The organism is Shewanella denitrificans OS217, from assembly GCF_000013765.1.
Taxonomy (GTDB): domain Bacteria; phylum Pseudomonadota; class Gammaproteobacteria; order Enterobacterales; family Shewanellaceae; genus Shewanella; species Shewanella denitrificans.
Window position 1 is genome coordinate 2,346,321 of the sequence record NC_007954.1, and the last position, 12,683, is coordinate 2,359,003.

Genomic DNA, 12,683 nt, shown 5'->3' on the forward strand with positions numbered 1-12,683 from the left:
CACTGACTCTAAGGACGTGTTAATTAGACAAGGCTAAAGAAAAGCTAAGTGGCTCATTAACTTACCTTTTGAGTATTTTTTGAGCAGCTGGGGTTATTCAATGAGTTGACCGCTCGGGCCATGCTGGTGGATGCTGTTGTTTGTAATGAAAATCCGTTAGGATCCACAGCCTAAATGACGGATATTACGGCAGTGGCTTACACGGCTGGCCCCAAATACTGGCTCAACACAGGGGTCAATAAACATGAGTCACTAAAAATTAGTCAATAAACATGAGTTACTAAAAAAGAACATAAACTCACACTGACATAACAACGAACTTATCTAAGGCAAGCGTTTGATTACCTCCCCATTCACCCCAGAACAGCTCAGCCAAGTGTTAATCGTCGGTAATGCCAGCGGTGAATGGCAGCCCCTTAAGCGAGGATTAAGCTTTATTTTTAATGGCACGCTTTTCGATGCTTCTCTTGTCGAAGGCTCGCTGTACCAAGGCTCTCTTGGCGAAGACACTCTTGTGGATGGCGCGGCGGCCGAAAGCGGCGCACTTGCAAGCACTGCACCAAGCTATGACAGCGCAGAGGCAGCCATTATCAATATCGCTAATGGGGGGTTTGCTGCCGCCGATGCGGCTTTTGTGGTGCAGTCCAGCCAATTAACTCAGGAACAATGTGAGTCCTTCAGCCAGCAACTGTTTACCATGGCAAAGCAATTAGCGCAGAGGCTAAACTGTTGGCCCTCCTCAGGGCTGACCTGTTTTGCCCTGTTAAGCCAACTAGCGCCAGTGCAAGTGAGCCGCATGTCATTATTGCCAAGCCTTTATCGAGACTCTGCAATGACTCCAGAGCAGCATCTGCCCTGTGTGGTGCATAACTGGCTTGGGGAGCGGCGCATCGCCCTTGAAATCTTCAGTCAAGCGCCTGCTAACAATGATGAACCCCGACATGACGCCAGCCAAAACGGTACCAAGAAACATGCTATCCACTGGCCAGAGCTAGTGTTAGAGGAACAGAGGACTCACACTGCAGCCCATTCTGCTAAAGCCAGTTCTTGTAAAGACAGTTCTTTTGCAAGCAGTGCTTTTACAAACAATGCTCTTACAAACAGTGCCTTTCTACCCAGTGAAGACATGCAAAGCAGCGCCTTTGCACTCTTGCATCTGATAGCCACTCGCGCACCCAAAGGCCCAGGTGAATATCAAACGGCGCTCAATCAACTAGCAGATCTGAGTCAACTTGACAGCCAACAATGGCGAGGCAAACTCAATCCAATAGCATTGCAACAGGCACTCATGGACGTTGAAGCCTTGTTTGTTGATCAAAGCCTGCAGCAGCACCCCATAATGCGCCCAGACAATATCGAATCACACTCCCGCTATTGGTACCTTGCTGACAATACCGCCTCCCAATATCTCGATGCCATACGCCTGCAACTGGCCCTGTGCCAACAAGCACTGACCTTAACGAGCACTCAACTTAACGAGCACTGGGATTGACTCCCATGACCTAGCTTGGATAATGCATATAGGCTAAGTTAGCACTTAGCAAAAGCCACACTACTCGATTAAAAACCCAGTCAAAGGAAGGCAGATGAGTACAATACAATGGCAGGATTTTCAAAAGGTTGATTTACGAATAGGCACCATTATCGATGTACAAGATTTTGCCGAAGCAAGAAATCCAGCATAACGTGATAACCGAGCTTAGCCGTTCAGTTAGAGTAGCGGAACAAAAATTATTAACGGGTGGTGGTGCTTGGGCAAACGATAGAGAAGAAACAAAGAAAGAAGTCGATGGCCTTATTAGCGCAAAGCATGAAGCTGAAGCCTTAGTGTTAAAGGAACTTGATGGCTGCTATCCATTAAGTCTTGCACCTAACACGCTTAGCATGCTCATTGGATATTTAAAGCAAGAGTCTGATTATCGGTTAAGACAGAACTTTTCCACTCAATTTGATCAATTCTTGCCACAATTAGAAGCTGCTTTATGTAAATCACGGTTACAAAGCAGCGATACCATCTCATTACTTCAGACTGAGATTACTGCATTCATGGGAAATGTGGCTTTACCTGAGGTTGAGTTTGGTATGTCTGATCAGCAAAGTGGTTTGCTACACGCTCAAATAGAAGATACGAGCCAGCACTCATATGAAAGGGTCACAAAGCAAAAATTAATTATTTCATCACTTGAAAATGCAATTGATAACGCGGCCGTAAATATTGAAAGAGCACCTGAGAAAGAGCAGCTTAAGATTGCTTTTGATGAACTGCGTCAATTTGAAAAAACAAAAAAAGAAGCAGTTAAGAAATACACCGATGCACTTATCGAAGCAAAAGATAAATTCAGTAAAGCTCAACAAGTGGCCCAACGCTTGTTGAAATTGCATACTGATATGAAACGTGCGTTTGGTGATAATGATTCTGCATCTCGTGCCCTCTCAGTAATCGAGTTATTAGAACAGTTACGTGCACAATTGAGTCAAACTCGCCTATCACAACTAGAATCTGAGTTTAATACTTCATACCATAAGCTAGCCAGAAAGAATGATTTAGATATCCATGCAAAAATAGACCGTAATAGTTTTGATGTTTCTTTATATGACAGCAAGCAACGGCATATTGATAGGAAAGCGATATCTGCGGGCGAAAAGCAAATTTATGCGATTGCTATGCTAGATGCATTAGGAAAAGTCGCGGGTAAGAAGCTACCGGTGGTCATAGATACTCCTCTTGGTCGTTTAGATTCAAAACATAGAAACAAATTAATTAGTCATTATTTTCCAGAGGCTTCAGAACAGGTCATTATTCTTTCAACCGATACTGAAGTAGATGCTGGATTTTTCGATGCCCTAGAAGGCAGTATCCATCAAAGCTATCAAATCACTTTCAATGCTGAAACTCAATCTTCATCGATTGAGAAAGGCTACTTTTGGAAAAAAGCTAATTTACAGGAGGCTGTTTAATGTTACCTACCCGCGGCCTAAAATTGACAAAAGAAACTGAAGAACTATTACGTCGTTTGAAACTAAAAGCAAAAGTGACTCCGAATGTTGTATCTAGATTGGCATTTTTTAAATCCGTTGAAAGTGGTTACCGCTACCATGACCCATCTATAAAATTAGATGGTTCACTTGTGTTAGATAAAGTCACTTGGCTAGGCGATTTGACACTCGTCATTGATTGCACTTTAAAGATGCTCTACCCATCTCTTGATAGCAAAGAACTTGAAAAAGCTTGGGCCACACATGTTCAACACGGGGTAAAAACATTACGTTCCGCTAAATCATTAGTCGATATTGTTTAGGATTTAAGTAGTGAAGTGTTTGATCATTTTAAACTCACAAACACCACCAAAACCACCGAGCCGAACCATGGTGATTTGCGAGACGACGTCTACTTCCCGCAAATAAAGAATGGACGTCGAAGCTAACTACACGGACGCTTTTGATTTAAATCAAGAGCGCGGCGTGTCATCGAGACTTTTTATGAAAGAAATGGGCCATGGCAAAACTGTAAACCTGTCGTTTAATCTTTCTAAACGATATAGCTGTAGCTAACTGATACCACTAAAACTATCGAGCCGAACCATGGCAATTTGCGAGACGACCGTCCGACTCATGGCCGCTCTTTGGCATCCATGCCATCGCGGCATTTGTGAATCCTTTCACATCAGACGGGTCAGTCGACTTTGGTTTAAATCAAGAGCGCTGCCTGTCGCTGAGTGAAGGTGATTTCAAGGCTTTACACCTGTGGCTTAGTGTCTAATTCTTCACGATTTAGCTTATAAACTCACAGACCACACCAAAGCCTAAAAGTAGAACTACTGTGATTCGTGAGACGACCGTCTGAGACAGGACGTCGAAGCGAGCTACAGGGACGTATTCACGCGTGTCGTAGAGTGAACACAGTAGTGCGACTGTACCACACGCGTAAATACCATTTCGTAAGCTTTTAAATTAGCCCTTCAATCCCCGGTCCACCATGGCTTTGGCGTCTTGCAGCAGGGTGTCGAGGTGGGCTTGGCTGATAAAGCTTTCGCCGTAAAGCTTGAATAGCGCTTCGGTGCCTGAAGGTCTGGCGGCGAACCAGCCGTTGGCTGTGGTGACTTTGATGCCGCCTATTGCAGCATTATTCCCTGGGGCGTGAGTGAGGATGGCGGTGATGGCCTCCCCTGCAAGCTCGCTTTCATTAGCAAAGCTCTCTGGTGTGAGTTGCTCAAACTTGGCTTTTTTCTTGAGGCTGATGGGGCTGTCGACCCTTTGATAAAAGCTTTCACCAAATTTAGCCGTCAGTGCCTGGTAACGCTCGGCGGGGGTTTGCCCTGTGACCGCAAGGATTTCTGCCGCCAGTAGCGCCATGATAAAGCCGTCTTTATCCGTGCACCAGGTGCTGCCATCACGCTGCAAAAACGCGGCGCCGGCGCTTTCTTCGCCGCCAAAGGCCACTGTGCTGTTAGCAAGACCGTCAACAAACCATTTAAAGCCCACGGGCACTTCGAAGCAGTCGCGCTCATGCATAGCGCAGACCTTGTCTATCATGGCGCTGGAGACAAGCGTCTTGCCGATGGCGATATTGCTTGGCCACTCTGATCTGTGGGTGAGTAAATAGTCGATGGCAACCGCTAAAAAGTGATTGGGGTTCATCAGCCCAGTGCCTGGGCAAACGATGCCGTGTCTGTCGTAATCGGGATCGTTACCGACGCACAAATCAAACGCATCCTTGTGGGCCAAGAGTCCTGCCATGGCATAGGGGGATGAGCAGTCCATGCGGATTTTGCCGTCTTTATCCAGCGGCATAAAGGCAAAAGTGGGATCGACCCTGTCATTCACGAGCGTGATGTCTAAGCCGTAGTGCTCGGCGATGGGCTGCCAATAATGAATGCCTGAGCCGCCTAGTGGGTCAACGCCGATGCGAAGGTTAGCCTTTTTAATGGCCTGCATGTCGATAACCTTGGCTAAATCCGCCACATAGGGGGTGATAAAGTCCACTTCTTCTATCCAAGTGGATGCCAACGCTGCGCCGTAATTAACTTTTTTCACGCCACTTAACTGATTGATTAAATACTCGTTGGCCTTGGCTTCGATACCTTTAGTAATCGAAGTTTCAGCTGGGCCGCCATGGGGCGGGTTGTATTTAATACCGCCATCTTGAGGCGGATTGTGAGACGGAGTAATGATCAAGCCATCGGTTAATTCAAGTACATTCTCAAGTGTATTAGCAGCCTGAGTGTCGCTGTTGTTTAAAGAATTGGCATGGCTATTAGCACGACTATTGGCTACAACAATGGCCTGAGAAATCACCGGCGTTGGGGTAAAACCATCGAGCTGTTGTACTTTGACCTTCACTTGGTTAGCCACTAACACTTCAAGCACAGATAAATACGCCGCGTAAGACAGCGCATGGGTGTCAAAACCCACCAGCATGGGGCCGGTAATATTGGCGTCTTTACGATAGTCCACTAAGGCTTGGGTAATGGCCCAAATGTGGTTCTGATTAAAGCTTGAATTTAGCGCGCAGCCCCTGTGGCCTGAGGTGCCGAAGGTGACTTTTTGACTCACGTCCAGTGCATTGGGAATTAAGCGGTAATAATGGCTCATCAACTTGGGGATATTGACTAACTGTGATGGATGAGCTGGCTTCCCTGCCCCTGCATGTACTGCCATGGTGTTACTCCTAAAAACGAAAGAAATACTAGGATGAGCGGGTTTCAAAAGTGATTACTCTGCGTTGAAGACGTTCAACATAGCACCACTATGCTCTCAAGCCTTCGTCTTGATTAAACGCATTTGAATTACCGCTCCTTGATCGGATAGTTTATATCAATGGTGTGAATATCATTGATATAAACGGCTCATTAACAAGGCTAAAACAAGACAAAGCACAAGAATGAAATCTATCCTGCGACCTTGTCACAAATGCGATCGGCAATAGCGCTTGCCAAGGTTTCATCGCAGTGCAGCTTAGTGAGCACTTCCACTAAGATGGCCTGTTTTTTAGCGGTATTGTTATTGGTGGTCACCCAGTAACCCGTGGTGCCAATTTCCTTGGGGTTCGCCGAGGCGCTTGATGCCAATAACTCGTCTTTTGAGCGAGCAAAATACAGCCGGCCTTTACCTTGAACCAGTAAGACCTTATTAAACTGGCTTGGCGCCAATGCCGCTAAGCCTTCCAGTAACCACATAAAACGGCCCACGGCGCCTTTTTGCTGACTGAGCAGATGCTCATTCACTAAGGCATTAAAATCCACCTGGCTCGTTGCAGATTGGCTTGATTGACCCACAGCCAAGGGCTGGCTATTCAGCTGAGCTAAGGTTTGAGGCTCACTCTTATGGCCTTCAAGCTGCCCAGGTTGATAACCGCTGCTGTGGGGCTGAGCCTTAGCATAGTCGTTTGACTCTGGAGTTTGAACGGCACTTGGCTCGCCAGCATGTCCATGGCCAGTTTGCTGTTCTTGGTTTGAGGCGGCAAAATTACTGGCTTGATGATGGGCCACATCTAGGCTGGGTTCATCAATGGCATTAGGCTCAAAAGGCGTGACTGTGTCTACTGGCAAGGTCAGCAAACGGCGTAATATATCCGATGCGCTTTCGCCAATACGCTCTGTTTTACTTGCGATAAAACGATAGAGCTCTTCATCTACCTCTATGTATTTCATAACCTATCTTCCTTTGAGCCAGTGCCTAGACGACTATTATTCTTGAGGGTTTTATAACAATATGATCTCGTTGATCCGCGTTTCGATCCCAGGGGACAGAATGTTGATCGCCTGCCAGTGTATGCCAACTCACTGTAAAGGTTAAAGTCTAAATGATCCTAAATGCGGGCTTTTTAGCGGTTTTGACTGACACTTGCTGCAAAAAACAGCAATCAAAATTAAAAACCCGCCCATAAGCCCGCTAATTAGCACGGCAGGCTTGTAGTGAGCCTGCTTTGTTTGGCAAACTTGAGCTTTCTTATTTTACGTCTAGCCAAAGGGTTATCCATGCATTTTGTAGTCAGTGGCGAAGGCCAAGCAGTCGTCCTCATTCATGGTTTGTTTGGTGACTTAGATAATTTAAAATCCTTAAGTCATGAGCTTGAAAAAACCCACCAAGTTATTCGCGTCGATGTGCCCAATCATGGGCTCAGCGAACATTGGCAGCAGATGGATTATCCCCTATTGGCTGAAGCCGTGATCCAGTTACTCGACACCTTAGACTTAAGCTCGGCGCATTTAGTGGGCCACTCCATGGGCGGCAAAATCGCCATGGCCACAGCGCTCTTGTATCCAGAACGTATCGATTCTGTGGTGGCCGCCGATATCGCCCCCGCCGCCTACCCACCACGGCATCAAACTGTGTTTGCTGGGCTCAATAGCTTAGATTTAGTCAATACCACTCGAAATAGCGCCCTTGTTCATCTGACCGAGGCGGGAATAGACAATGCCACGGCGCAGTTTTTACTCAAGAGTCTGCGCCGTGCAGAGGTGGGCTTTGGTTGGAAGATGAATCTTGAAGGCTTAATCGCTAGTTATGATAAATTAATCGCCTGGGATATAGACGCGGCCCCATACACTAAAGCTGCATTTATCATCAGAGGCGGTGATTCAGATTATGTGGGCGCCGAGCACAAACAAGGGATTTTGGCCCAGTTCCCTAAGGTACAAGCCAAAACCATTAATGGCGCGGGCCATTGGCTGCACGCGCAAAAGCCTGAGATTTTTAATCGTTTAGTGGCAGAATTTGTCGGTGAACAGGGCCGTTAACCTCATAAGCGCCATTTACAACACCTCAATATAAGCTCAGTGTCAGCATGGCTTGACGACCGAGAGTTAAACTGAAGGGTAAATTCAATAGGAGAATGACCCAATTTCGCGCTAGCATATAGCCCCTCACTGGACGATGTGCTATATTCTCGCCTCTTTTTTTAGCCTTGCTAATGGGCCTAGTGTAATGACGGTTAAGGTTTTACTCAGTTAACCCCGTCCAAACGCCAGACATTTGCTAAGTGCTTAAGCTGTAGGGGAAAGAGTCAGATGTTGAACCAATACATGGATCTAATCGAGTCCGTAGGGTTAAACCTATTTTTTGCGGCGATATTTTTCTTTATCGGCATGGCCATCCACGATGTGCTCAAGCAAGGACAAGTGCCCAAATTTGGTCGCTACATCGTTTGGGCTGTATTATTTCTTGGCTGCGCCGGGTTTATTGTAAAGGGTATTATTCAGATGACCTGGGAAGGCTCAGGGATCGGTTAAGTAAACAACATGGCAAAAGAAGCAACAGACAGAACCACTATCGACCTTTTTGCCTCTGAGAAACGTCGCGGACGTCCGAGAAGTAATCCACTGACTCGGGAACAGCAGCTTAAGGTCAATAAACGTAATCAAATTCAGCGCGACCGTGCCAATGGATTAAAACGAATAGAGTTAAAGGTGTCACAAGATTTGTATGACGCCTTGAATCAACAGGCTTTGGCAAGTAATATCAGCCGCAGTCAGCTCATCGAGTTAATTTTACAGCAACGAGTGGACGGCTGAAGGCTATTTTCAGACATCGCACACAGCGAATTCAATATTTAAAGGATAGACAATGGCAACTGTAGGTCTTTTTTTCGGTAGCGACACTGGCAACACCGAAGCCATCGCCAAAATGATCCAGAAAAAACTGGGTAAGCAGATGGTAGATGTTAAAGACATCGCTAAGAGCACTAAAGAGCAAATCGCCGAGTTCGATATGATACTGTTTGGCATCCCAACTTGGTATTATGGCGAAGCTCAGTGTGATTGGGATGACTTCTTCCCTGAACTTGAGCAAATTGATTTTACTGATAAGCTAGTGGCTATTTTCGGCTGTGGCGATCAAGAAGACTATTCAGAATACTTCCTCGATGCCATGGGCATGGTGGGTGACATAGTCCAAGCCCGCGGCGGCATTATTGTCGGTCACTGGCCCATTGAAGGCTATGATTTTGAAGCCTCTAAAGGCCAAGTGGATGACAAGCATTTCATCGGCTTAGGCATAGATGAAGACCGTCAGCCAGAGCTAACCGAAGGCCGCGTCGATGCTTGGGTTAAGCAAATTTATGAAGAAATGTGCTTAGCAGAATTAGCTGACTAGTCTTAAGTCAGTAGCTGACAGTACCTGAACAAAGCGGCTTTGGCCGCTTTTTTTATCCCTTTTTTCTCGCCGCTTGGCGTATATGTGATATTGAATGAAAACGACTACTGCCAGCCGCTGGGATATCTTCTGCCTAGTGGTGGACAACTTCGGCGATATCGGCGTCACCTGGCGCCTTGCCAAACAGCTGCATAAGGAATACGGCATCCATGTCACCTTGTGGGTCGACTGCTTGGCAAGTTTTGCTCATATTCTGCCCGCCCTCGATATCAAGCAAAGATCGCAACACTTCGATGGCGTGACCATTAAACTGTGGGATCAGCCCCTAAGCCAAGACTATTGTGCTGGCGATGTATTGATTGAAGCCTTTGCCTGTGAACTGCCAGCGTCTGTTAAAGATGAACTTAGCCGCCTTAACGCCGCCAAGCAGACAGTGCCTGTATGGTTAAACCTTGAGTACCTGTGCGCCGAAGCTTGGGTCGATGGCTGCCACGGCCTGCCCTCCATGCAAACTAATGGTTTACTTAAGTATTTTTACTTCCCGGGTTTCAGTGATAAAAGTGGCGGGCTTATCTGTGAGCAAGGCTTGTTTAGCGAGCGTGATGCCTGGCAGGCCGACACCTGCAATAAAGTGAACTTGTTTACTCAACTTGGGCTCAAGGGCATTGACCCTGCTGACACTGTGATTAGCATCTTTAGTTATGAAACCCCTGCCCTTGCTGCCCTGTGTAAGCTGTGGCAACAAAGTAAAGATAAAGTCCATGCGCTGATCCCAAAGGGACGCAGCTTAAATAGCTTAACCGCGCTGCTTAATTGTGACGCCTCAGATATTATGCCCGGTCAGCAATTTCACTTAGGCAATTTAACCATTCATATCTTGCCGATGACAGATCAGCAAGGCTATGACAGACTGCTGTGGTCGGCAGATTTCAATATAGTCCGCGGTGAAGATTCCTTTTTACGGGCACAATGGGCAGCTAAACCCTTTATTTGGCACATATATCCCCAAGAAGATGACTATCATCTGGTAAAATTAAGAGCTTTTCTGGAAATTTACTGCGATAATCTGGCTCCTGAATTGGCAAACCACTGGTCTGAGCTTAATATCGCGTTCAACACTGGTGAGTCAAACTCAGTGCTAAGCCACTGGGAACAACTAAATTCTGTTGATTTGTCCTTGTTACAAGATGGGCAACACCATCTACAACAATGGCCCGTTGACGCTTTAAATGACGCGGATCTCGCTACTCGACTGATTAATTTCGTCAACAGCAAATCGAGCCGCGCTAAAATTGAAAAACCGAAAATAGGAATATAGTAATGAAAACTGCTCATGAAATCCGTCCTGGTAACGTGATCATGTTAGATGGCAGCCCATGGGTTGTGCAGAAAACTGAAACTACCCGTTCTGGCCGTAACGCTGCTATCGTAAAATTGAAGTTAAAGCACGTGCTGCTTGATTCTGGCACAGAACAGACCTTCAAAGGCGAAGACAAGATGGACGTTATCGTTCTTGAACGTCTTGATTGCACTTACTCTTACTTTGCTGATCCTATGTATGTTTTCATGGATGCTGATTACAACCAGTATGACGTTGAAGCTGACAACCTAGGTGATGCTGCAGCCTATATCATCGATGGTATGGAAGAAACTTGCCAAGTGACCTTCTACGAAGGCAAGGCAATTTCTGTTGAATTACCGACTCATATTGTTCGTGAAGTGATTTACACTGAGCCTTCAGCTCGTGGCGATACTTCTGGTAAAGTCATGAAGCCTGCAACCATCACTGGCGGCGGTACTGTGACTGTGGCTGACTTCGTTAAAGTTGGCGACAAGATTGAAATCGACACTCGCACTGGTGAATTCAAGAAGCGCGCTTAATCCGCCAACTTGTTCACTCAGTACCCTAAGCCAGCATTTGCTGGCTTTTTTTATGGCCAAGATTTGCCATCTGTTAACCGTTATCTGTAGTCTGTTATCCGTTATTCGTAATCCGTAGTCCGTAATCAGTTATCCGTTAACCATTAACTAGAACCTAGAACCTAGAACCTAGAACCTAGAACCTAGAATTCTGAACATCAGCCTTAGAACCTACAAGCTATCAGTTAAAAACTCCGCACTTACACAATATTTCAGCATAAAACACTATTTAAGTTTTACTTACCACCCACTCTCAGCAGATAAATCTTAAAAAATACCCTTAACTTTGCTCATCAGCCCCTTCCTCTGGCGGTAATTTTTAGTTATGGTTCTGACACTTATGTTGTTTTAGTCTAGTTAGCTATTTTAAAGAGTCCATTCATGCGCCCTATTATCAAATCCAATAAGCTCGATTCCGTCTGTTATGACATCCGCGGCCCAGTCCACAAGGAAGCCCGCCGCCTCGAAGAGGAAGGTCACCGCATCTTAAAGCTCAATATAGGTAACCCAGCGCCCTTTGGATTTGAAGCCCCTGAGGAAATTGTCAGGGACGTTATTCTCAATTTACCCAGTGCCCAAGGCTATTGTGAGTCAAAAGGATTATTCTCTGCCCGCAAGGCCATAGTGCAGCATTATCAAGCACAGGGGATTTTTGGGGTCGACATCGAGGACATCTACATAGGCAATGGGGTGTCAGAGCTTATCATGATGGCATTACAAGGCTTGCTGAATACCGATGATGAGATTTTAATTCCCTCCCCCGATTACCCCTTGTGGACCGCGGCAGCCAATCTTTCTGGCGGCAAGGCGGTGCATTATCGCTGTGATGAAGAGGCCGATTGGTTCCCCGATCTCAATGACATTAAAGCCAAGATCACCCCGCGCACTCGCGGCATCGTCTTAATTAACCCCAACAATCCCACTGGCGCGGTTTACAGTGAAGCCTTGCTGTTAGAGGTGATTGAATTATGTCGCCAGCACGACCTTATCCTGTTTGCCGATGAGATTTACGATAAGATTTTGTACGATGAAGCCCAGCATGTGCCAGCGGCGAGATTGTCTGACGATATTCTTACCGTGACCTTCAATGGCTTGTCTAAAGCCTACCGCGCCGCCGGTTTTAGGGTGGGCTGGATGATGCTCTCTGGTAACTTAAAGATAGCCAAGAGTTATATCGAGGGCCTAGAAATGCTGTCGTCCATGCGCTTGTGCTCCAATGTACCTAATCAGCACGCCATTCAAACTGCGCTCGGTGGCTACCAGTCCATTAATGAACTTATCTTACCCAATGGCCGATTAACGGTGCAGCGCGACGTGTGTTTTGATTTGCTCAATCAAATCCCTGGGGTCAGTTGTAAGAAACCTAAGGGCGCCTTGTATGCCTTCCCAAAGCTTGATATGAAAAAGTTTAACTTAAGGGATGATGAGCGCTTAGTGCTGGACTTACTTAAGAGCCAAAAAATCCTCCTCGTTCATGGCAGTGCCTTTAACTGGCCTGAGCCGGATCACCTCAGGGTGGTCTTCTTACCTCATAAGGAAGACTTAACCAAAGCCTTAACCCATTTTGGCGAGTTTCTCGAAGACTATCGGCAGTGATATGCTTAAACTAGACTAATGCTAGATAAGCGACTCAAAAGAGTCGCTTTTTTTTTGCCCGCACGCCATGATAA

General features: G+C 46.3%; 12 protein-coding genes. 10 read left to right on the forward strand and 2 right to left on the reverse strand.

Annotated features, from left to right (window positions below; translation table 11 throughout):
- The first annotated feature begins 337 nt into the window (after positions 1–337).
- From SDEN_RS19815 to dndE, 3 genes are all read left to right on the forward strand, one after another.
- Positions 338–1,492, forward strand: a complete 1,155-nt coding sequence (locus SDEN_RS19815; protein ID WP_011496421.1) for a hypothetical protein — start codon at positions 338–340, stop codon at positions 1,490–1,492.
- Positions 1,493–1,659: 167 nt separating this feature from the next.
- Entirely contained in the window at positions 1,660–2,958 is a 1,299-nt protein-coding gene (gene dndD, locus SDEN_RS10340) for a DNA sulfur modification protein DndD (protein ID WP_198134591.1), read from the forward strand.
- On the forward strand, positions 2,958–3,299 hold the full coding sequence (gene dndE, locus SDEN_RS10345) for a DNA sulfur modification protein DndE (RefSeq protein WP_011496423.1): 342 nt from the start codon (positions 2,958–2,960) through the stop codon (positions 3,297–3,299). Before dndD ends, dndE begins: the two co-directional genes overlap by 1 nt.
- Before the next feature lie 652 nt (positions 3,300–3,951).
- Here the strand turns inward: dndE and pgm are convergent.
- The gene (gene pgm, locus SDEN_RS10350) at positions 3,952–5,658 is read right to left on the reverse strand and encodes a phosphoglucomutase (alpha-D-glucose-1,6-bisphosphate-dependent) (RefSeq protein ID WP_011496424.1); all 1,707 of its coding nucleotides are present in this window, start codon (positions 5,656–5,658) and stop codon (positions 3,952–3,954) included.
- 230 nt (positions 5,659–5,888) lie between these two features.
- Positions 5,889–6,650, reverse strand: coding sequence for a replication initiation negative regulator SeqA (gene seqA / locus SDEN_RS10355; RefSeq protein WP_011496425.1), 762 nt, complete (start codon positions 6,648–6,650; stop codon positions 5,889–5,891).
- 327 nt (positions 6,651–6,977) lie between these two features.
- Between seqA and SDEN_RS10360 the strand changes: the two genes are divergently transcribed.
- The 7 genes from SDEN_RS10360 (at position 6,978) to SDEN_RS10390 (ending at position 12,609) form a co-directional block, all read left to right on the forward strand.
- Positions 6,978–7,739: an alpha/beta fold hydrolase gene (locus SDEN_RS10360; RefSeq protein WP_011496426.1), complete on the forward strand. Its 762-nt coding sequence runs from the start codon at positions 6,978–6,980 to the stop codon at positions 7,737–7,739.
- A gap of 270 nt (positions 7,740–8,009) precedes the next feature.
- A complete protein-coding gene (locus SDEN_RS10365; RefSeq protein WP_011496427.1) occupies positions 8,010–8,231 on the forward strand; it encodes a DUF2788 domain-containing protein in 222 nt (73 codons plus the stop codon).
- 9 nt (positions 8,232–8,240) lie between these two features.
- Positions 8,241–8,513 carry a LexA regulated protein gene (gene ybfE / locus SDEN_RS10370; protein ID WP_011496428.1) on the forward strand — a complete coding sequence of 91 codons (273 nt, stop codon included), beginning with the start codon at positions 8,241–8,243 and terminating at the stop codon, positions 8,511–8,513.
- 52 nt (positions 8,514–8,565) lie between these two features.
- Positions 8,566–9,093: a flavodoxin FldA gene (gene fldA, locus SDEN_RS10375; RefSeq protein ID WP_011496429.1), complete on the forward strand. Its 528-nt coding sequence runs from the start codon at positions 8,566–8,568 to the stop codon at positions 9,091–9,093.
- Positions 9,094–9,187: 94 nt separating this feature from the next.
- Positions 9,188–10,411 (forward strand): elongation factor P maturation arginine rhamnosyltransferase EarP, encoded by a 1,224-nt coding sequence (gene earP / locus SDEN_RS10380; protein WP_011496430.1) that lies wholly within the window; start codon positions 9,188–9,190, stop codon positions 10,409–10,411.
- 2 nt (positions 10,412–10,413) lie between these two features.
- Positions 10,414–10,974: an elongation factor P gene (efp, locus tag SDEN_RS10385; RefSeq protein ID WP_011496431.1), complete on the forward strand. Its 561-nt coding sequence runs from the start codon at positions 10,414–10,416 to the stop codon at positions 10,972–10,974.
- A 420-nt stretch (positions 10,975–11,394) separates the two neighbouring features.
- Positions 11,395–12,609 carry a pyridoxal phosphate-dependent aminotransferase gene (locus SDEN_RS10390; protein WP_011496432.1) on the forward strand — a complete coding sequence of 405 codons (1,215 nt, stop codon included), beginning with the start codon at positions 11,395–11,397 and terminating at the stop codon, positions 12,607–12,609.
- Positions 12,610–12,683 lie beyond the last annotated feature (74 nt).

Coding starts and splice junctions, on each gene's coding strand:
- SDEN_RS10360 (WP_011496426.1), top strand. CDS start 6,978: ATGCATTTTGTAGTCAGTGGCGAAGGCCAAGCAGTCGTCCTCATTCAT.
- pgm (WP_011496424.1), bottom strand. CDS start 5,658: ATGGCAGTACATGCAGGGGCAGGGAAGCCAGCTCATCCATCACAGTTA.
- SDEN_RS10365 (WP_011496427.1), top strand. CDS start 8,010: ATGTTGAACCAATACATGGATCTAATCGAGTCCGTAGGGTTAAACCTA.
- SDEN_RS10390 (WP_011496432.1), top strand. CDS start 11,395: ATGCGCCCTATTATCAAATCCAATAAGCTCGATTCCGTCTGTTATGAC.
- dndE (WP_011496423.1), top strand. CDS start 2,958: ATGTTACCTACCCGCGGCCTAAAATTGACAAAAGAAACTGAAGAACTA.
- fldA (WP_011496429.1), top strand. CDS start 8,566: ATGGCAACTGTAGGTCTTTTTTTCGGTAGCGACACTGGCAACACCGAA.
- efp (WP_011496431.1), top strand. CDS start 10,414: ATGAAAACTGCTCATGAAATCCGTCCTGGTAACGTGATCATGTTAGAT.
- seqA (WP_011496425.1), bottom strand. CDS start 6,650: ATGAAATACATAGAGGTAGATGAAGAGCTCTATCGTTTTATCGCAAGT.
- ybfE (WP_011496428.1), top strand. CDS start 8,241: ATGGCAAAAGAAGCAACAGACAGAACCACTATCGACCTTTTTGCCTCT.
- earP (WP_011496430.1), top strand. CDS start 9,188: ATGAAAACGACTACTGCCAGCCGCTGGGATATCTTCTGCCTAGTGGTG.